Genomic DNA, 18,981 nt, shown 5'->3' with positions numbered 1-18,981 from the left:
ATGAAGCGCGATTTCTCATTCCGCCAGCAAGAGGTGGCCGTATGATCGAACGCCGTCCCATCCTCGATTTCCTCAGCCACGTGGTGCTGGTGCTGGGCGTGCTCATCGTGTTCTTCCCGCTCTACGTGGCCTTCGTGGCCAGCACTCAGACCGCCGAGCAATCGGCGCTGTCGCCGCTGTCGCTGGTGCCGGGCGGGGAATTCATGAACAACTACGGCACCGTGCTCTTCAAGGGCGCCTCCGGCCAGGTCACCGCGCCACCGGTGCTGCACATGCTGTGGGTGAGCCTGGCCACGGCGCTCATCATCGCCATCGGCAAGATCTCGATCTCCATGCTCTCGGCCTTTGCCATCGTGTACTTCCGTTTTCCGGGACGCGGCCTGTTCTTCTGGATGATCTTCGTCACCCTGATGCTGCCGGTGGAAGTGCGTATCACGCCGACCTACCAGGTGGTGTCCGACCTGGGCATGCTCAACAGCTATGCCGGACTGAGCATCCCGCTGATTGCCTCGGCCACGGCCACTTTCCTGTTCCGCCAGTTCTTCCTGACGGTGCCCGATGAACTGGCCGAAGCCGCACGCATCGACGGCGCCGGTCCGCTGCGCTTCCTCAAGGATGTGCTGTGGCCGCTGTCGCGCACCAATGTCATTGCCCTGTTCGTGATCATGTTCATCTATGGCTGGAACCAGTACCTGTGGCCGCTCATCATCGCCACCGACACCAGCATGTATCCCATCGGCATCGGCATCAAGACCCTGATTTCCGGCGGTGATTCGGCGGTGGAGTGGAATCTGGTGATGGCCACCATGATCCTGGCCATGCTCCCGCCCGGCCTGGTGGTGGTGGTGATGCAGAAATGGTTCGTCAAGGGCCTGGTCGATTCCGAGAAATAATTTATATCATTTAGATACTTAGATACTTAGATACTTAGATACTTAGATACTTAGATACTTAGAGACTGACAACCATGGCAGCAATCCATCTCAAGCAAGTCCGCAAGACCTATGGCGCCGGCGCCAAGGCGGTCGATGTGATCCACGGCATCGATGCCGAGATCGCCGATGGCGAATTCATCGTCATGGTCGGCCCTTCCGGCTGCGGCAAGTCCACCCTCCTGCGCATGGTCGCCGGTCTGGAAGAGATCAGCAGCGGACAGATCGTCATCGGTGATCGCGTGGTCAATGACCTGGAACCCAAGGAGCGCGACATCGCCATGGTGTTCCAGAACTATGCGTTGTATCCGCACATGACCGTGTATCAGAACATGGCCTATGGGCTGAAGATTCAGGGTCTCTCCAAGGCCGAGATCGATGAGCGCGTGCAGCGTGCCGCCACCATCCTCGAACTCGGTGCGCTGCTGGAACGCACGCCGCGCCAGCTCTCCGGCGGCCAGCGCCAGCGCGTGGCGATGGGGCGCGCCATCGTGAGGAAGCCCGCCGTGTTCCTGTTCGACGAACCGCTCTCCAACCTGGACGCCAAGCTGCGCGTGCAGATGCGCCTGGAAATCCAGAAGCTGCATGCCAGCCTGCGCACCACCAGTCTTTACGTCACCCACGATCAGGTCGAGGCGATGACCCTGGGCCAGCGCATGATCGTGATGAACCGCGGCGTGGCCGAGCAGATCGGCACGCCTGCAGAAGTCTATGCACGTCCGGCGACGACCTTTGTGGCCAGCTTCATCGGTTCGCCGCCGATGAACCTGCTGCAGGGCCGGCTGGCCGCCGATGGCAGCAGCTTCGAGGTCAGCAGGGACGGTGCCGCCGATATCATCCGCCTGCCCCAGCCGGTGTCCGGCGCAGCAGGCCAGGAGCGCATCCTGGGCGTGCGGCCCGAGCATCTGTTGCCGATCCTCGATGGCTCGGCGGCGCAGCTGTCGCTGGAAGTGGAGCTGGTGGAAGCGCTGGGCGCCGAGCTGCTGGTGCATGCCCGCTGCGGCGGACAGGCGCTGGTGCTGCGCTGCCCGGCCAATGTGCCGGTCAGTACCGGCCAGCGGATCGGGGCGTCGTTCGGGGCGTCGGATGTGCATTGGTTTGATGCGCAGACGAGCAAGCGTCTGGGTTGAGCTGGCGCATCGTTGTGACGCTGAACAGGGCCGGTGGGGCGGGTTGCCTATGCTCTGGCGTTCACCTATGATGAACGCCTTACCGGGGAAGATCTCATCATGAAACCTTCTGAAGCCCTTGCCTCTCATCGCACTGCCATCCGCCAAGTCGTGGAAGCGCATCACGCGTGCAACGCCAGGATATTCGGTTCGGTGTTGCATGGTGAGGATACCCCGAACAGTGATCTCGATCTTCTCATCGATCCGACACCGGAAACCACGCTCATGGACGTTGCAGCCATTCAGGTAGAGCTGCAGCGCTTGCTGGGGGTGACAGTCGACGTCCTGACGCCCAAGGCCCTGCCCGAGGCTGCCCGCAGCCGCATTCTGGCCGAGGCCCGTCCGGTATGAACAGGTCCGGGCGCCTGCCCGATTATCTCGACCATATTCTTGAGGCCATTGTGCGCATCGAGCGCTATACGTCAGATATGGCGGAAACGGTCTTCCTCGACAGCGAGCTGGTGCAGGATGCGGTCATCCGCAATATCGAAATCATCGGCGAGGCTGCCAACAATGTCATGCGGGTTGATCCGGAGTTCGCTACCCGCAATGACCATGTTCCGTGGATGATCATGTACACGATGCGCAACCGTGTCGCGCATGGATATGACAAAGTGGATGTCGGTGTCGTCTGGAAAACCATACAGCGCGATCTGCCTGCGCTCTATCGTGACGTCTACGCCTTGAGGACGGCGTTGTCAGCGCCTTGATGGCGCTGACATCTGATTGCCTTTGCGTGACAGGCCCTAGTTGGCCGCCGCCGCTTCCTCTGCCAGCATCTCCACCCCATTGAGCTTGCACGCCAGCACCGCCTGATGCACGGCATCGATGGCAGCCTGCCGCGTAAAGCTCTTGCGCCAGGCGATGACCACGCGGCGCGAAGGTGCCGGGGCCACGAAAGGCACATAGCGCACCATGCCATCGCGTGTATCAGCATCGGGAATGGAGGCGCGCGGCAGCACGGTCACGCCGATGCCGGAGGAGACCATGTGACGGATGGTCTCCAGCGAGGAGCCTTCGAAAGTGCGGGCGATGCCATCGCCATTGGTGGAGAAGCGCGACATCTCCGGGCAGACTTCCAGCACCTGGTCGCGGAAGCAGTGGCCATTGCCCAGCAACAGCATGGTCTCGCTCTTGAGTTCGCGCGCATCGATTTCCTTGCGCTCGGCCCACTTGTGCTGGCGCGGCAACGCCACCATGAATTCTTCATCGTAGAGCGGCATCACGTTCAATCCATGCTCGGGGAAGGGCAGGGCCATGATGGCCGCATCGAGCTCTCCCTGGCGCAGCAGTTCGATCAGGCGCGTGGTGAAATTCTCCTGCAGGATCAGCGGCATCTGCGGCACGCGTTCTATCATGGTCTTCACCAGCGACGGCAGCAGGTAAGGCCCGATGGTATAGATGATGCCCAGACGCAAGGGGCCTGACAGCGGGTCCTTGTTCTGATTGGCGATTTCCTTGATGGCGGCAGTCTGCTCCAGCACGCGCTCGGCCTGGGCCACGATCTGCGCGCCCAGTGGCGTGACCGAGACCTCGGTGCCGCCGCGTTCGAAGATGACCACGCCCAGCTCATCTTCCAGTTTCTTGATGGCCACCGACAGCGTGGGCTGGGCGACGAAACAAGCTTCTGCTGCATGGCCGAAATGCTTTTCCCGCGCGACGGCCACGATGTATTTGAGTTCTGTAAGTGTCATGCTGTTATGCCGGAATCGTTTTCGGGACTATAGCGTATTTTCGTCCGGCTGGTTCTGTGCGGCATCATGGCTCTTTCCCGCCAGTTGGCGCAGGATGGAGGTACATGCGCCTGTGCGGGCAGCCTTCGATTCCGATGTTGGCCGCCTGTCATGTCTTGGTCACAATGGGCAGGTATGTTGTCACGCACTTTTCAGGCGAAGGGGAGTGCCGCGTTCGCCACTTTATCTTGGATACGAGGACATGATGGATAAGGAAGAACTGGTCAAGCGCGTCCACCGCGAACTGGCCGACAGCTATGACGAAGAGATGGAGCTGGAGCTGGAAGACCGCACCGTCGATCCGGTCACCGGCGAATTTTCCAGCGCCCACGGCAACGAGGAAAAGGAATACCGTCGCCTGTATTTCCGCGAACTGTTCCGCCTGCAGGGCGAGCTGGTCAAGTTGCAGGACTGGGTGGTGCAGACCGGCCACAAGGTGGTGATCGTCTTCGAGGGGCGCGATGCGGCCGGCAAGGGCGGCGTGATCAAGCGCATCACCCAGCGCCTGAACCCGCGCGTGGCCCGCGTGGCGGCGCTGCCGGCACCCAACGACCGGGAACGCACGCAATGGTATTTCCAGCGTTACGTCTCGCATCTGCCGGCAGCCGGTGAAATCGTGCTGTTCGACCGCAGCTGGTACAACCGCGCCGGAGTGGAACGGGTGATGGGTTTCTGTACCGACGAGCAGTACGAGGAATTCTTTCGCTCCGTACCCGAATTCGAACGCATGCTCACGCGCGCCGGCATCCAGGTCATCAAGTACTGGTTCTCCATCACCGACGAAGAGCAGCATCTGCGTTTTCTCTCGCGCATCCATGATCCGCTCAAGCAGTGGAAGCTGAGCCCGATGGACCTGGAATCGCGCCGCCGCTGGGAGGAATACACCAAGGCCAAGGAAGTCATGCTGGAGCGTACCCACATCCCGGAAGCGCCCTGGTGGGTGGTGCAGGCGGTGGACAAGAAGAAGGCCCGCCTGAACTGCATCCATCACCTGCTGCAGCAGATGCCCTACGCGGAAGTGCCGCACCCGCCCGTGCTGCTGCCCGAGCGTGAACGCCACGAGGACTACGAGCGCCACCCGGTGCCCGATTCCATGATCGTGCCGGAAATCTACTGATCTGTTGATCTGCTGATCTGCTGATCTGCTGATCTGTTGACGGCAGAGCAGGGCGCCACAACGAAAATGGCCGGAGACGCAGCTCCGGCCATTTGCATTGGGGCAGTTCAGACGGACGGTGCCGTCATCCCGTCTCAGTCGAAGTACTTGGAAATCACTTCACCGAAGGCTTGCTCGGCCGACATGCCATTGAGCATCAGCTTGCTGATCTCATCGGAATGCTGGTTGATCTCATCGGGCAGCATGTGGCGGTTGGCCTTGAAGTATGCGTACTTCTCGCCATCGACCGCTTCGCGCGCACGGGCGGCGGCCGTGGTCGGACGAGCCGTGCCGCCGGCGCTGCGGGCCGAGGCGGCACGTGCCGAACGCGGCGTGCTGCGGGTGCCGCTGCCGCCGGTGGCGACGATGCGCTTGATCTGGTCGAGCGTGAAGATGGGGGTCACGTTGCCGGGGCCGAACTCGGTTTCCTCGGCGCGGTGCAGGTGGTGGTTGCCATCGAAGGCCATCTTCTTGTCGAAGCTGTTGATGACTTCATAGTGCGGCTTTTGCACCGAACCGAACATGCTGAAATGGACGCGATCGCCGTAGGAGGTCATCTGGGTGATCACGCCGTTGAGGAATTCGGCCTTGATCGCCTCGACATTGCCATGCCAGCGCTTGGTTTTGCTTGAACTCAAAATAACTCTTCCAATGATGCAGGCGCGGCCTGTGTCGATGCTTTTGCCATCGATGCGGCAATGCCGCCAAGGTCGCGCGATTAAAAACGGGGGGATAGAAGCAATATTATCCTCCTCCGCGCGTCTTCTTGCATGCCTGCGGCGGACTTTTTTCTTCATGTGGCTCTTCCGGCTGCCGGCCGATGAGCCATTTTGGGCAGGATTTGTGCGGTTTTTCGCAGAAATTGCTTGAAAAGCATCCCTCTTGCCTTCATATCCTTGCTTTCCGGCAAGCGCGGTCCGCGCGCCCCGGTCCCGGGCGAGTCTTCTCTTCCAAAGGTCTTCCATGCGCCGTAGCCTTTTTTCGCTGTTTACCGTTCTCGGACTTCTTGCCGCGTTGCATGCGTGGATCGGCTGGCAACTGCTGCCCGCGCTGACCACCCGCACGGGCTGGATCACGCTGGGTGCGCTGGTGCTGCTGCTGTCCTTCCTGTTGATGCCCATCGCCCTGGCCGTGCCCTACCTGAAACGGCGCGGTCTGTCGGAAAGCGCGGCCGACCGCGTGGCCTGGGCCGGCATGCTGGCCATGGGCGCGTTTTCCTCGGCGCTGCTGCTGACCCTGTTGCGCGAACTGGCGCTGGCGGCGCTGCCCTGGCTGCACCTGCCAACGATCCAGCAGCACCAGATGGCGGAGTTGAGCGCCTGGCTGGTGCTGGCCCTGAGCGCCGCGGCCACCGTGATCGGCTATCTCAATGCCCGCCGCACCGCCGCCGTGGTCGAGGTCAGCGTACCCATCGCCAATCTGCCGCCGGCTCTGGAGGGCTTCACCATCGTCCAGATCAGCGACATCCACGTCGGGCCGACCATCAAGGCGCCCTACCTGCAGGCCATCGTCGACAGGGTAAATGCCCTGCAGCCGGACGTGGTGGCCATCACCGGCGATCTGGTCGACGGCAGCGTGCGCCAGCTGGCGCCGCACACCGCACCGCTGGCCCAGCTGCGCGCGCGGCATGGGGCCTACTTCGTCACCGGCAATCACGAGTACTACTCCAATGCCCACGAATGGATAGACGAGGTGCGCCGCCTTGGCGTGACCGTGCTGATGAACGAGCACGTGGTCCTGCGTCATGAGGGTGCGGGCCTGGTGCTGGCCGGGGTGACGGATTACACCGCCCATCATTTCGACGAATCCCATCGCAGCGATCCGCACGCCGCCATTGCCGATGCGCCCGCAGGCCATCCGCGCGTGCTGCTCGCGCACCAGCCCCGCAGCGCCACGGCGGCGGTCGCGGCCGGCTTCGACCTGCAACTGTCGGGCCATACGCATGGCGGGCAGTTCTTCCCGTGGAATTTCTTCGTGCCGCTGCAGCAGCCCTACGTCGCCGGCCTCAAGCGCCTGCACGGGCTGTGGATTTACGTCAGTCGGGGCACCGGCTACTGGGGCCCGCCCAAGCGACTGCTGGCGCCCTCCGAAATCACCCGCGTGCGCCTGACGTCCGGCTGAGTCAGGACCGGTTCACACCTCATCCCGCAGATCAAGTGTGCAAGTGTGAACAGACCCTAGGCGTCTTCCAGCCGCGCCAGGCGGCGCAGGGTCTGAGGCGGCTGTCCAAACAGGCGCAGACAGGCGCGCCGCATCTGGTCGGCGTCACCAAAACCGGTCGCACGGGCGATGCTCTCCAGGCTGTCCTGTGATTGTTCGATGCGCAGCCGCGCTGCTTCGGCACGCATCTGTTCGATGGCGCGTGCCGGGGTCTGGCCGGTCTCGGCCGCAAAGATGCGGTCGAATTGGCGGCGGCTGAGGCAAGCCACTTCGGCCAGCGTGTCTATCGTCAGCACATGATGGAGATGGGCGCGCGCAAAGCTGAGTGCGCGGCGAATGCGTTCGGAGCCGCCGTCCATTTCTTGCAAGGCCGAGAATTGCGATTGACCGCCCGGACGGCGGTGATATACCACCAGCTCGCGTGCCACCGCCTTGGCCAGTTCGGCGCCGTGGTCGTCTTCGAGCAGCGCGAGGGCCAGATCGATGCCCGCAGAAATCCCGGCCGAGGTCCATACCTTGCCATCGCAGGAATAGATGCGGTCGCTGTCCACCTTCACCTGCGGATACATCTGCTGCAACCTCGCCGCCATGCGCCAGTGCGTGGTGGCGCGCTTGCCATCGAGCAGGCCCGCTGCCGCCAGCACGAAAGCGCCGGTGCACACGCCCGCGATGCGGCGCGAACCGCTGGCCGCCCGCACGATGTAGCGGCGCAGCGCTTCCGAGACCAGTCCCTCGCGCGGCGCGCCGCCCCCGGCCACCACCAGCGTATCGAAGCGGGCGCGGCCAATGCGCTCGGTCTGGATCAGGGCCCCGGCCGAACTGCGGATCATCCCGCCCGGCTCGGAGTGGAGCGTGAGCCGGTAGAGCGTGCGCCCGCTGACCCGGTTGGCAGCATCGAAGGCCGACAGCGGTCCGGTGAAATCGAGCATGCTGCAATCGGCAAAGATGAGGAAGGCGATATCGCGCGCGGGCATGGTGCAGAAAACGTCAGATGGCTTGGAATGCCGGAATTATGACATTCAAGCCATCGGGCTGCACGGCACACTGCAGGTCCTCGTTCTCACCGGAGTTCGCCATGCAGCCTCACGCCAACGCACCAGCCGCCACGATCAGGGCTGCTCCTCCTTGCATCCGTTCATCTCACCGCTGGAAGGTGCTCGCCGCCGGCGTGGCGGCCAATGCCAGCTTCTCGGCGGTCTTCTCCGGCATCCCGGTGACCTCGCTGGTCTTGCGCAGCGACTATCACCTCAGCAATACGCAACTCGGCCTGGCCCTGGGCCTGTTGAGCCTGGGTGTGGCGCTGGGCGAATTGCCCTGGGGTGTCATGACTGACCGCTGGGGTGACCGCAAGGTGCTGCTGGCCGGCCTGCTGGGCACCAGCGCCGCACTGTGCCTGCTGATGGCGCTGGCGCGGCCGGGGCAGGGCGGTGCGCTCTACCTGTGGTTGTGCATCGGGCTGCTGCTGGCCGGCTTGCTGGGCGGCAGTGTCAACGGCGCCAGCGGACGCGCCATCATGGCCTGGTTCGCCGACGGTGAGCGCGGCCTGGCCATGAGCATTCGCCAGACCGCCGTGCCGCTGGGCGGCGGCATCGGTGCCTTGCTGCTGCCCACGCTGGCGGATCGCGCAGGCTTCGGAGCAGTGTTCGGGGCATTGATGGCCTTGTGTCTTGCCAGCGTGATGCTGGTCATACGCTGGTTACGCGAGCCTGCCGTAACGCCGTCATCGCAGGCGGCCCTGATGCCGGTGACGTCCGCCTTGCGCAGCGCACTGGTCTGGCGTCTGGCGCTGGGCACCGGCCTGCTGTGCGCGCCGCAGGTGGCCCTGATCAGCTTTGGCGGCATCTTCCTGCATGAAGCGGGGCAGGCCAGCCTGCTCGCCATCAGCGTGTTGCTGACGCTGGTACAACTGGGGGCGGCCGTGGCGCGTATCGCCAGCGGCCGCTGGACCGACCGCCGTGGTCAGCGCCGTCCTTACCTGCGCGCTTGCGCACTGGGCAGCGCGCTGCTGTTCCTGCGGCTCGGCCTGTCTTCCCTCCGTGACGCTCCCGCCGCGCTGCCCTGGCTGGGCGCGCTGCTGGTGATGGCCGGTGTGGTGGTGTCGTCCTGGCATGGCGTGGCCTATACCGAACTGGCCATAGCGGCCGGCCCGACCCAGGTCGGTACCGCCCTGGGCCTGGGCAACAGCTGTGTCTTCGGGGTGTTCTTCGTGACGGCGCAGGCCGTCCCGCTGCTGCTGCACTGGCACGGTTGGGCCGCAGTGTGGCTGACCACGGCACTGGTGGCACTGCTGGTCTGGCCGCTCTTTCCTTCTGCGCACAGGCCGCGTGCGACCGCCTGATCCGGTAAAAGCGCGGTCTTAGACGACCGGTCTAATTTTCCGCTAGAATGGCCGGCATGCGAGAACACTACGGCGAAAACAAACGCAACATCCTCCAGGCAGGTCAGATGCTCATCGCCCAGAAGGGCTATACCGGTGTCGGCCTGTCGGACATCCTGGCGGCGGCCCGGATTCCCAAGGGTTCCTTCTATCATTACTTCGGTTCGAAGGAACAATACGGTCGCGAACTGATCGAGCAGTATGTGGCCGGCTATCTCGAACGGCTGGACCATGCGCTTTCCGCCAGCCGGGGCGGCAATGCCCGGGAGCGCCTGCTGACCTACTGGGGTTACTGGCTGGAAAGCCAGTGCTGCCAGGAAGTCGGGCAGCGCTGCCTGGTCGTCAAGCTCTCCGCCGAAGTGGCCGACCTCTCCGAAGAAATGCGCCAGGTCCTGCATGGCGGCACGCAGCGTTTCATCGAGCGCATCGCCGGGTGCATCGCCGACGGCATTGCCGAAGGTTCGCTGCATACCGTGCTCGACCCTCTGGCGACGGCCACCATGCTGTACCAGCAATGGCTGGGCGCGAGCCTGCTGTCCAAGCTCAGCCGCGACCGTGCACCGATGGAAGCGGCCATGCTGGTCACGCGGCGCGTGCTGGTGGCGCCGCAGTGATCGGCACCGACAGGCCCTATCGACCGATGTCCCGATGGCACACCTGCGCTCCCCTTAATGCTTAATGAACAGAATACGGAAAGGATTTCCATGACCCAATTGCCCAAGACCAACCGTCGCATCGTCCTCGCTTCGCGTCCGACCGCAGCGCCCACCGCCGAGAATTTCCGCCTGGAAGAAGTCGCCATTCCTGAGGTGCAGGAAGGGCAGATGCTGCTGCGCGGTGAATGGCTCTCGCTGGATCCCTACATGCGCGGTCGCATGAGCGATGCGCCGTCCTACGCACCCCCGGTGGAGATCGATGGCGTCATGACCGGCGGCGTGGTCTCGCGCGTGCTCACCTCGCGCCATCCGGACTTCAAGGAAGGCGACCTGGTGATGGCCTACACCGGCTGGCAGGAATATGCCATTTCCGATGGCAGCGGTGCCAACAAGCTGCCGGCCGATTTCGCGCATCCCTCCCATGCACTGGGCGTGCTGGGCATGCCGGGCTACACCGCCTACGCCGGCCTGATCGACATCGGCCAGCCGCGCGCCGGTGAAACCGTGGTGGTGGCGGCCGCCACCGGCGCGGTCGGTTCGCTGGTCGGCCAGATCGCCAGGCAGCGCGGCTGTCACGTGGTCGGCATTGCCGGTGGCGCGCAGAAGTGTGCAGCGGCCGTCGAGGAGCTGGGCTTCGATGCCTGCATCGACCACCGTGCCGCCGACTTTGCGGCGCAGCTCAAGGCCGCCTGTCCGCGCGGCATCGACGTGTATTTCGAAAACGTCGGCGGTGCCGTGCTCGATGCCGTCTTCCCCTTGCTCAACATCCATGCCCGCGTGCCGGTGTGCGGCCTGATCGCCCACTACAACGGCGGCGGTCTGGCCACCGCCAGCAACGCCATCCTGCGCCGCGTGCTGACCGAGCGCATCCGCGTGCAGGGTTTCATCATCTTCGATTACTACGTCAATCGGCCCGACCTGTATGCCGCCTTCCAGCAGGAGGTCGGCACCTGGCTCCGGGAAGGCAAGCTGCATTACCGCGAAGACGTGGTGCAGGGTCTGGAGAATGCCCCCGAGGCCTTCATGGGCCTGCTGCAGGGCAAGAACTTCGGCAAGCTGGTGGTCAAGCTGGGCTAAGACCACGCCTGTGCGTCACCCGCCGTCATTTCCGGGGAAGCTACCCGGCCACCGGCACGGCCTGTGAGGGCCGTGCCGTCTCGACAAGGATCTGTTGCATGATTCCCTTTTCCGTCCTCGATCTGTCCCCGATCAATCAGGGCAGCACCGCCGCCCAGGCCTTCAACAACAGCAAGGAACTGGCGCAGCGCGCTGAAGCGCTGGGCTATCACCGCTACTGGCTGGCCGAGCACCACAACATGCCCGGCATCGCCAGCGCCGCCACCGCGCTGGTGATCTCGCATGTGGCCGCCAACACCCGACGTATCCGGGTCGGTTCGGGCGGCATCATGCTGCCCAATCATTCGCCGCTGGTGATTGCCGAGCAGTTCGGCACGCTGGAGTCGCTCTATCCCGGCCGCATCGACCTGGGCCTGGGCCGCGCGCCCGGTTCCGACCAGCGCACCGCGCGTGCCCTGCGCCGTCACATGGGCGGCGATACGGCAGACAACTTCCCGCAGGATGTGGTGGAACTGCAGGAATATTTCGATGAGCCCTCGGATTACCAGGCCCTGCGCGCGGTGCCCGGCGCCGGTCTGAAGGTGCCGCTGTGGCTGCTCGGCTCCAGCATGTTCAGCGCCCAGCTGGCGGCTGAACTGGGCTTGCCGTTTGCCTTCGCTTCGCACTTCGCGCCGGGCTTCATGAAGTCGGCCGTGCAGATTTATCGCGAGCGCTTCAAGCCCTCGGCCTCGCTGCAGAAACCTTACGTCATGCTGGCATTGAATGTCTTCGCCGCCGATACCCAGCGCGAGGCCGAGCGCCTCTTCACCTCGCTGCAGCAACAGTTCCTCAACCTCATTCGCGGCACTCCTGGTCAGCTGCGTCCACCCGTGGAGGATATCAACGCGCTGTGGCAGCCGGGCGAACAGGCGCATGTGGAACGCTCGCTGTCCTGCGCCGTGGTCGGCGACCGCGAGACAGTGCAGCAAGGGCTGCAAGCCTTCATCGATGAACACGCGCCCGATGAGCTGATCATCACTGCGCAGATTTACGATCACGCTGCGCGTCTGCATTCCTTCGAGATTGCGGCCGAGGCGCGTCAGGCGTTGAGGGAAGCGGTCACGATCTGATCGTTCTGGGGCGCACCTGTCCCGGTGCGCGCCACCTCCCGGATGCACTCCAAACGGTCCCGCCTGCAAGTCCATCCATCCGCAAGTATCATCGCCACAGCATGTTTCTCTTCATGACAAGAACACCAGGAGTCAGCCATGTTGTACAGCAAGACCTGTCTGGGCGGAATGGTCACCGCTCCCCATCATCTGGCCGCGCAGGCGGGCGCGCAGATTCTGCGCGAGGGCGGCAATGCGGTCGAGGCCATGGTTGCGGCGGCGGCCACCATCGCGGTGGTCTATCCGCACATGAACGGCATCGGTGGCGATGGCTTCTGGCTCATCAGCGAACCGGGCCAAGACCCGGTGGCCATCCGCGCCTGCGGCCCGTCGGCGGCGCTGGCCACCAAGGGTTTCTATGCTGAACACGGCTACGGTGCCATACCCACGCGCGGGCCGCACGCCGCGCTGACGGTGGCCGGTGCCGTGGGCGGCTGGTCGGCCGCTCTCGACTACGCGCGCCGCTTCGGTCGTGCCTTGCCGCTGCCGGTCTTGCTGGCCGACGCCATCCGCCATGCACAGGCGGGCGTGCCCGTCACCCGCTCGCAACATGAACTCACCCGCGACAAGTGGGCTGAACTCAAGGACCAGCCCGGCTTTGCATCCACCTATGCCGCCGATGGCATCCCGGCCCAGGGCAAGGTGCTGAAACAGTCAGCGCTGGCGGCCAGTTTGTCGCGACTGGCAGAGGCCGGGTTGGATGATTTCTATCGCGGTGACCTGGCGCAACGCCTTGCTGCAGGCCTGGAAGCGACGGGCAGCCCGTTGCGCCGCAGCGACCTTGAAGCCTTCCGCGCACAGGTGGTCAAGCCGCTGATGGTGCAGTTAACGTCAGGCCGCGTCTACAACCTGCCGCCGCCCACGCAAGGCGTTTCGGCCTTGATGATCATCGGTCTGTTCGACCGCCTGGGGGTGACCCGGGCCGAAGGTTTCGAACACATCCACGGTCTGGTGGAAGCCACCAAGCGCGCCTTCATCCTGCGCAACCAGCATGTCACCGACCCCGCCCACATGAGCGTGGATGCGTCGCACTGGCTGCTGGACGGCGCCCTGGACCAGGAAGCCAGGCAGATTGACATGCAGCGCGCCGCTCCCTGGCCGCATCCGGCCAAGCCCGGCGACACCATCTGGATGGGAGCCGCCGATGCCCAGGGCCGCGTGGTGAGCTACATCCAGAGCATCTTCTGGGAATTCGGCAGCGGCGTGGTGGTGCCGGAAACGGGCATCGTCTGGCAGAACCGTGGTGCCAGCTTCACCCTGGACGAGGGGGCCAACCAGCTGCAACCCGGCAAGTTGCCCTTCCATACGCTGAATCCGTCGCTGGCCCGCCTCAACGATGGCCGCACCCTGGCCTACGGCACCATGGGCGGAGAAGGGCAGCCGCAGACACAGGCGGCGGTCTTCACCCGTCACGTACTGTTCGGCCAGAACCTGCAGGCCGCCGTGAGCGCGCCGCGCTGGCTGCTGGGTCGCACCTGGGGTGACGTCTCCACCAACCTGAAGCTGGAAGGCCGCGTCCCGCCCGCCATCATCGACGCCTTGCGTCGCGCCGGTCATGAGGTGCAGGTGGTGGAGGACTACACCGACCTGATGGGCCACGCCGGTGCCGTCTGCGTGCATCCGGACGGGGTCATCGAAGGCGCCACCGATCCCCGTGCCGATGGGGTCTGCGCCGGGCTGTAGCCGGTCGTCGGGCGTGCCGGGCTGTCCGAACCCATCGGGAAATGGCGAGGAGACGCGCGTATCGTCACCATCCGTTGTCTTTTTGCATTTCCCGATATCCGGGAAATAGCGTCTATTGCACGCTTTTGCGGGCTTTATATCGGGATTGGCATGAGAGTATTTGAGAGTTTTACGTGATGGAAAAAAATTATCGAAGTTTTTCGGTAAATGCGATGAAAAACCATAGCTGTTCTGGCAAGATGCTTGAAAACCTATGCGGTTCACAGGGGAGCCGTCATGCATTTAGCCGTATCGCAGCATTTTTTCCGAATTGAACAAAAATAAAGCCCCATCTCCGCCGAATCTGTCGTCGTTGATTACGCTGGGGGTGGTCGTCACCGTACTCATCACGACCGTGTCGGTACTGTTCCTGGTGGATCAGTTCACGCGCGGCTATGCGCGTTCGGAAAGCGAAACGCGCATGAAGCAGCTGGCCTGGCAGATGCAGGACGCGCTCGAGCGCGGCATGAACGAGCGCCAGGTCGACCTGCGCCTGCTGGTGCAGCGCCCCTCGCTACGGGCCGTGCATGATCCGGCGCGTATCCGTAACGTCTTCAACGAACTGCAAACCAACGTGCCGCACTATGCATGGATAGGCATGGCACGCCCTGACGGTACCGTCATCGCAGCCAGCAAGGGCATGCTGGAAGGCGCCAGCGTGGCCGACCGGCCCTGGTTCACGGAAGGCAGCAAGGCCGAATACGCCGGCGACTATCATCCGGCTCTGCTGCTGGCGCACAAGCTGACGCCGCAATCGGCGCCCTGGCGTTTCGTCGACCTCTCGGCCCCGGTGCATGACCTCAAGGGCCGTTACGTCGGCGTGGTCGGCATGCATCTGTCGTGGTCGTGGGCCCGCGACATCGCCGCCAAACTGCTGGACCCCACCGGCAAGCGCTACGACGTCGACGTCATCATCGTGCGCAGCGACGGCACCGTCATGCTCGGACCCAAAGGGCTGGAAGAAACCACCATCGACACCGCCAGCCTGCGCGCCGCGCAAGCCACCGAGGACGGTGGCTCGCTCATCGAGACCTGGCCGGACGGCCGTCGCTACGTCAGCGGGTATGCGCGCACCGGCGCCAAGGGCGGCATGCGGCTGCAGTGGAGCGTGATCGTGCGCCAGCCCGAAACCGTGGCCCTGGAAGCCTTCCGCGCGCTGGAGCAGCGCGTGATCGTGGTGGGCGCACTCATCGGAACGCTGCTGGTGATCCTGGCCTTCGTGCTCACGCGGCGCCTGGTGGCCCCCATCAATGCCTTGTCGGCCGCGCTGGAACTGCGTGCCGGCGGCCGCGCCGACGTCACCATTCCGCTGGTCAACAGCTATCGCGAGATCCAGTTGCTGTCCTCGACCCTGGTCAACATGGTCCAGCGCGAAGAGAGCTATCTGCGCGAGGTCCGCTCCCTCAACGAGAGTCTGGAGCAGCGGGTGGCCGAGCGCACCCGCCGCCTGCACGAAACCGCCAGCGCCTTGCAGCAGGCGCTGGACCAGCAGCAGGCCAACCAGATCCAGCTGGAAGAAAGCGCGGCCGAGCTGCGCGCCATCCTCGAAAACGCCCAGGATGCCTTCATCGCCGCCGACGAACAGGGCCGTGTGGTCGAGTGGAACCGCCAGGCAGAACTGCTGCTGGGCTGGCCGCGCGATCAGGTCATGGGCCGCGACATGGCCGAACTCATCATCCCCGCCGACATGCGAGGCGCCCACAATCGCGGCATGTCGCAGTTCCTCAAGGATGGCAGCAGCGTGGTCATCAACAACCGCATCGAGCTGCAGGCCCTGCATCACGACGGCTACGAGCTGCCTGTCGAGATCACCATCGGCCACGTCAAGCGCCAGAGCGGACACCTCTTCATCGCCTTCCTGCATGACATCACCGAACGCCTGGCCTTCCGTGACCAGATGCGTGAACTGGCGCTGACCGACGTGCTGACCAGCCTGCCCAACCGTCGCGCCTTCAGCGACCGCCTGCCCGAGGGCATGATGCGCGCGCGCCGGGCCGATCAGTTGCTGGCCCTGTTCTTCATGGACATCGATGGTTTCAAGGGCGTCAATGACCGCTATGGTCATGAGGCCGGCGACGAACTGCTGGTGGAGTTCGCCCGCCGCCTGCAGCGTTCGGTGCGTGACGTCGATACCGTGGCGCGCCTGGCCGGCGATGAATTCGTGGTCATCCTGGAAAATCTGCAGACCCAGGAAGATGCGGTGATGGTGGCCGAGAAGATCCTGGTCACCATCCGCGAACCCTTCGAGCTGACCCATTCCACCGTCAACATCTCCAGCAGCATCGGCGTGGCCGTCTACCAGCCCAACCTGGATGGCGAAGTCGGCCCCGAGGAATTGCTGGCCATGGCCGACAAGGCCATGTACAAGGCCAAGCGCCTGGGCAAGAACCGCGTCGAGCTGGGCCGCGTGAGCGACGTCTGAGTCCACGGCGCACCTCGCTTTCGTTCTGGTCACGCACGTACCAGGGTCTGTTCACCTTTCGGACTAAGTAGCCTGCGCAGCAGGCATAAGGGGCGCTGCGCCGTTCCCGCCGGGGCCGGGTTTGTCACGCTAACGTCGGTGCGTCTTCGACACGCCCCTGCGGGGCTACTCAGTCCGAACGGGTGTTGGTTGTTTCCCGGTATACGTTCCTTTCTCCCTTCCATCCAGCTTTGCTCTGAACCTTGTTCCTGGCGATCCGCCACGTCTCGTTTACGTTTTGTTTACGCTCGCGTGCGCAACATTTACCAGGATTTAATGCTGCCTTCTCTATCGTTCGACTGTCTCCGCTTCCGTCTTTCGGAAGGGAGCCAAACAACGTCAACAATGGAGTGGGAAATGTGGCAAACGGATTTTCTCAACATAGGCATGCTGCTGCTCTGCGGCCTCTCGATGTGGGCCTTCATCGCCCTGTGCAGCCGTCTCGAACGGCGCGAAGGGGACAAGCAATGAACTTCATGACCCTGCTGGGGCTGGTGGTTTCCATCGCCCTGTTGATCTACCTGGTCTACGCCCTCATCAAGCCGGAGGATTTCTGATATGGACAGCAACAACTACCTGCAGCTGGGCCTCTACCTGGCCGTGCTGCTGCTGCTGGCTTTCCCGATGGGCTGGTACATGGCCCGCGTGATGGAAGGCAAGTCGCGCGTGAACCGTCTCTTTGGCGGCATCGAACGCGTCTTCTGTCGCCTCTGCGGCATCAGCCGCGAACACGACATGGACTGGAAGCAGTATGCCATCGCCGTGGTGCTGTTCAATTTCATCGGCGCCGTCGCGGTCTACCTGCTGCAGCGCGTGCAGCAATGGCTGCCGCTGAATCCGGCGGCACTGCCCAATGTCACCCCGGATTCCTCCTTCAACACGGCGGTGAGCTTCGTCACCAATACCAACTGGCAGGGCTACGTGGGCGAATCCACCATGAGCTACCTGACCCAGATGGCGGCGCTGGCGGTGCAGAACTTCTTCTCGGCCGCTACCGGCATCGCCATTGCCTTCGCGCTCATTCGCGGCTTCGCCCGCCACAGCAGCAAGGGCATCGGCAATTTCTGGGTGGACATGACCCGCAGCACGCTCTACGTGCTGCTGCCGCTGTCGGTGGTGATCTCGCTGGTGCTGGTGCAGCAGGGCAGCATCCAGAACTTCCATGCCTATCAGGAAGTGAAGACGCTGGAAGTGACCAACTACACCATCCCCAAGCTGGATGAGCAAGGACAGCCGCTCAAGGATGCCAAGGGCGAACCCGTGACCGAAGCGCAAAGCACCGACAAGCAGACCCTGCCGATGGGCCCGGTGGCCTCGCAGGAAGCCATCAAGATGATCGGCACCAATGGCGGTGGCTTCTTCAATGCCAACTCGGCGCACCCGTACGAGAATCCCACGCCGCTGTCGAACTTCCTGCAGATGCTGGCCATCCTCATCATCCCGGCCGGTCTGTGCATCAGCTTCGGCACGCTGGTGGGTGACCGCCGCCAGGGCTGGGCCATCCTGGCCTCGATGACGCTGCTGTTCGTGGTGATGACGCTGGTGCTGATGCATTCGGAGAGCCAGCCCAACCCCATGCTGGCCTCGCTGCACGCCTCCGGCCCCAGCATGATGGAAGGCAAGGAAACCCGCTTCGGCATTCCGGCCTCGGCCCTGTTCGCCTCCATCACCACTGCCGCTTCCTGCGGTGCGGTCAATGCCATGCATGACTCGCTCTCGCCTCTGGGCGGACTTGTGCCGATGCTGCAGATGCAGCTGGGCGAGGTGGTCTTCGGCGGGGTCGGCTCGGGCCTGTACGGGATGCTGATCTTCGCGGTGCTGGCCGTGTTCATCGCCGGCCTCATGATCGGCCGCACGCCCGAATACCTGGGCAAGAAGATCGGCGTGTTCGACATGAAGATGATGTCCATCGCCATCCTCATGACCCCGGCCCTGGTGCTGATCTTTACCGCCCTGTCGGTGATGGTGGAGGGTGGCCTGGCCGGTATCGCCAACCCCGGTGCGCATGGCTTCTCCGAAATCCTGTACGCCTTCAGCTCGGCTGCCAACAACAATGGCAGCGCCTTTGGCGGACTCTCGGCCAACACGCCGTACTACAACCTCACCACCGGCCTGTGCACCTGGCTGGGCCGCTTCGGCATCATCGTGCCGGTGCTGGCGATGGCCGGTTCGCTGGCCGGCAAGAAACGCCTGGCCGCCACCTCCGGCACCTTGCCCACGCATGGCCCGCTGTTCGTGGCACTGCTGATCGGCGCGGTGATTCTGGTGGGTGCCCTGACCTATGTTCCGGCGCTGGCGCTGGGACCGGTGGTCGAGCACCTGCAGATGATGGCGATGTAAATGATGGATGGATTCCCGCCGGCACACGTCGGCGGGAGCAACCCGTAACG

At 63.8% G+C, this 18,981-nt stretch carries 17 protein-coding genes; 14 read left to right on the top strand and 3 right to left on the bottom strand.

Annotated elements, in window-relative coordinates:
• The first annotated feature begins 41 nt into the window (after window positions 1-41).
• The 4 genes from ugpE to AACH55_RS19550 all read left to right on the top strand — a co-directional run bounded on the left by ugpE (window position 42) and on the right by AACH55_RS19550 (window position 2,811).
• Window positions 42-893: a sn-glycerol-3-phosphate ABC transporter permease UgpE gene (gene ugpE / locus AACH55_RS19565; protein WP_338716306.1), complete on the top strand. Its 852-nt coding sequence runs from the start codon at window positions 42-44 to the stop codon at window positions 891-893.
• Between the two features lie 74 nt (window positions 894-967).
• Window positions 968-2,062: a sn-glycerol-3-phosphate import ATP-binding protein UgpC gene (locus AACH55_RS19560; RefSeq protein ID WP_338716305.1), complete on the top strand. Its 1,095-nt coding sequence runs from the start codon at window positions 968-970 to the stop codon at window positions 2,060-2,062.
• Between the two features lie 99 nt (window positions 2,063-2,161).
• Window positions 2,162-2,452: a nucleotidyltransferase family protein gene (locus AACH55_RS19555; RefSeq protein ID WP_338716304.1), complete on the top strand. Its 291-nt coding sequence runs from the start codon at window positions 2,162-2,164 to the stop codon at window positions 2,450-2,452.
• Entirely contained in the window at window positions 2,449-2,811 is a 363-nt protein-coding gene (locus AACH55_RS19550) for a DUF86 domain-containing protein (RefSeq protein WP_338716303.1), read from the top strand. The genes AACH55_RS19555 and AACH55_RS19550 overlap by 4 nt, the downstream gene beginning before the upstream one ends.
• 36 nt (window positions 2,812-2,847) lie before the next feature.
• On the opposite strand, the gene AACH55_RS19545 is transcribed toward AACH55_RS19550, so the two are convergent.
• A complete protein-coding gene (locus tag AACH55_RS19545) occupies window positions 2,848-3,795 on the bottom strand; it encodes a LysR substrate-binding domain-containing protein (RefSeq protein WP_338716302.1) in 948 nt (315 codons plus the stop codon).
• Between the two features lie 244 nt (window positions 3,796-4,039).
• Between AACH55_RS19545 and ppk2 the strand changes: the two genes are divergently transcribed.
• Entirely contained in the window at window positions 4,040-4,951 is a 912-nt protein-coding gene (gene ppk2 / locus AACH55_RS19540) for a polyphosphate kinase 2 (protein ID WP_338720358.1), read from the top strand.
• A gap of 134 nt (window positions 4,952-5,085) precedes the next feature.
• Here the strand turns inward: ppk2 and AACH55_RS19535 are convergent, their stop codons facing one another.
• Entirely contained in the window at window positions 5,086-5,628 is a 543-nt protein-coding gene (locus AACH55_RS19535) for a hypothetical protein (RefSeq protein ID WP_026052079.1), read from the bottom strand.
• Window positions 5,629-5,953: 325 nt separating this feature from the next.
• Between AACH55_RS19535 and AACH55_RS19530 the strand changes: the two genes are divergently transcribed.
• The gene (locus AACH55_RS19530; RefSeq protein ID WP_338716301.1) at window positions 5,954-7,111 is read left to right on the top strand and encodes a metallophosphoesterase; all 1,158 of its coding nucleotides are present in this window, start codon (window positions 5,954-5,956) and stop codon (window positions 7,109-7,111) included.
• 56 nt (window positions 7,112-7,167) lie between these two features.
• Here the strand turns inward: AACH55_RS19530 and AACH55_RS19525 are convergent, their stop codons facing one another.
• Window positions 7,168-8,124 (bottom strand): GlxA family transcriptional regulator, encoded by a 957-nt coding sequence (locus AACH55_RS19525; protein ID WP_338716300.1) that lies wholly within the window; start codon window positions 8,122-8,124, stop codon window positions 7,168-7,170.
• 101 nt (window positions 8,125-8,225) lie between these two features.
• On the opposite strand from AACH55_RS19525, the gene AACH55_RS19520 reads away from it, so the two are divergent.
• From AACH55_RS19520 to kdpA, 8 genes are all read left to right on the top strand, one after another.
• Window positions 8,226-9,488 (top strand): MFS transporter, encoded by a 1,263-nt coding sequence (locus AACH55_RS19520; protein ID WP_338716299.1) that lies wholly within the window; start codon window positions 8,226-8,228, stop codon window positions 9,486-9,488.
• A gap of 56 nt (window positions 9,489-9,544) precedes the next feature.
• Window positions 9,545-10,141 (top strand): TetR/AcrR family transcriptional regulator, encoded by a 597-nt coding sequence (locus AACH55_RS19515; protein ID WP_338716298.1) that lies wholly within the window; start codon window positions 9,545-9,547, stop codon window positions 10,139-10,141.
• Between the two features lie 90 nt (window positions 10,142-10,231).
• Entirely contained in the window at window positions 10,232-11,260 is a 1,029-nt protein-coding gene (locus AACH55_RS19510; protein ID WP_338716297.1) for an NADP-dependent oxidoreductase, read from the top strand.
• Window positions 11,261-11,358: 98 nt separating this feature from the next.
• Complete coding sequence (locus AACH55_RS19505) at window positions 11,359-12,369, top strand: LLM class flavin-dependent oxidoreductase (protein ID WP_338716296.1); 1,011 nt, start codon at window positions 11,359-11,361, stop codon at window positions 12,367-12,369.
• A gap of 138 nt (window positions 12,370-12,507) precedes the next feature.
• On the top strand, window positions 12,508-14,091 hold the full coding sequence (locus tag AACH55_RS19500) for a gamma-glutamyltransferase family protein (RefSeq protein ID WP_338716295.1): 1,584 nt from the start codon (window positions 12,508-12,510) through the stop codon (window positions 14,089-14,091).
• A gap of 352 nt (window positions 14,092-14,443) precedes the next feature.
• Window positions 14,444-16,552 carry a diguanylate cyclase gene (locus AACH55_RS19495; RefSeq protein ID WP_338716294.1) on the top strand — a complete coding sequence of 703 codons (2,109 nt, stop codon included), beginning with the start codon at window positions 14,444-14,446 and terminating at the stop codon, window positions 16,550-16,552.
• 506 nt (window positions 16,553-17,058) lie between these two features.
• Window positions 17,059-17,148 carry a K(+)-transporting ATPase subunit F gene (kdpF, locus tag AACH55_RS19490; RefSeq protein WP_338716293.1) on the top strand — a complete coding sequence of 30 codons (90 nt, stop codon included), beginning with the start codon at window positions 17,059-17,061 and terminating at the stop codon, window positions 17,146-17,148.
• A gap of 1 nt (window position 17,149) precedes the next feature.
• Window positions 17,150-18,931 carry a potassium-transporting ATPase subunit KdpA gene (gene kdpA / locus AACH55_RS19485; RefSeq protein ID WP_338716292.1) on the top strand — a complete coding sequence of 594 codons (1,782 nt, stop codon included), beginning with the start codon at window positions 17,150-17,152 and terminating at the stop codon, window positions 18,929-18,931.
• Window positions 18,932-18,981 lie beyond the last annotated feature (50 nt).

The organism is Herbaspirillum sp. DW155, assembly GCF_037076565.1.
Taxonomy (GTDB): Bacteria; Pseudomonadota; Gammaproteobacteria; order Burkholderiales; family Burkholderiaceae_D; genus Herbaspirillum.
This window is presented reverse-complemented; position numbering and strand designations above follow the sequence as displayed.

Bases quoted from the DNA above. Each gene is read 5' to 3' on its own strand.
- ugpE (WP_338716306.1), top strand. From the start codon at position 42: ATGATCGAACGCCGTCCCATCCTCGATTTCCTCAGCCACGTGGTGCTG.
- AACH55_RS19560 (WP_338716305.1), top strand. From the start codon at position 968: ATGGCAGCAATCCATCTCAAGCAAGTCCGCAAGACCTATGGCGCCGGC.
- AACH55_RS19555 (WP_338716304.1), top strand. From the start codon at position 2,162: ATGAAACCTTCTGAAGCCCTTGCCTCTCATCGCACTGCCATCCGCCAA.
- AACH55_RS19550 (WP_338716303.1), top strand. From the start codon at position 2,449: ATGAACAGGTCCGGGCGCCTGCCCGATTATCTCGACCATATTCTTGAG.
- AACH55_RS19545 (WP_338716302.1), bottom strand. From the start codon at position 3,795: ATGACACTTACAGAACTCAAATACATCGTGGCCGTCGCGCGGGAAAAG.
- ppk2 (WP_338720358.1), top strand. From the start codon at position 4,040: ATGGATAAGGAAGAACTGGTCAAGCGCGTCCACCGCGAACTGGCCGAC.
- AACH55_RS19530 (WP_338716301.1), top strand. From the start codon at position 5,954: ATGCGCCGTAGCCTTTTTTCGCTGTTTACCGTTCTCGGACTTCTTGCC.
- AACH55_RS19525 (WP_338716300.1), bottom strand. From the start codon at position 8,124: ATGCCCGCGCGCGATATCGCCTTCCTCATCTTTGCCGATTGCAGCATG.
- AACH55_RS19520 (WP_338716299.1), top strand. From the start codon at position 8,226: ATGCAGCCTCACGCCAACGCACCAGCCGCCACGATCAGGGCTGCTCCT.
- AACH55_RS19515 (WP_338716298.1), top strand. From the start codon at position 9,545: ATGCGAGAACACTACGGCGAAAACAAACGCAACATCCTCCAGGCAGGT.
- AACH55_RS19510 (WP_338716297.1), top strand. From the start codon at position 10,232: ATGACCCAATTGCCCAAGACCAACCGTCGCATCGTCCTCGCTTCGCGT.
- AACH55_RS19505 (WP_338716296.1), top strand. From the start codon at position 11,359: ATGATTCCCTTTTCCGTCCTCGATCTGTCCCCGATCAATCAGGGCAGC.
- AACH55_RS19500 (WP_338716295.1), top strand. From the start codon at position 12,508: ATGTTGTACAGCAAGACCTGTCTGGGCGGAATGGTCACCGCTCCCCAT.
- kdpF (WP_338716293.1), top strand. From the start codon at position 17,059: ATGAACTTCATGACCCTGCTGGGGCTGGTGGTTTCCATCGCCCTGTTG.
- kdpA (WP_338716292.1), top strand. From the start codon at position 17,150: ATGGACAGCAACAACTACCTGCAGCTGGGCCTCTACCTGGCCGTGCTG.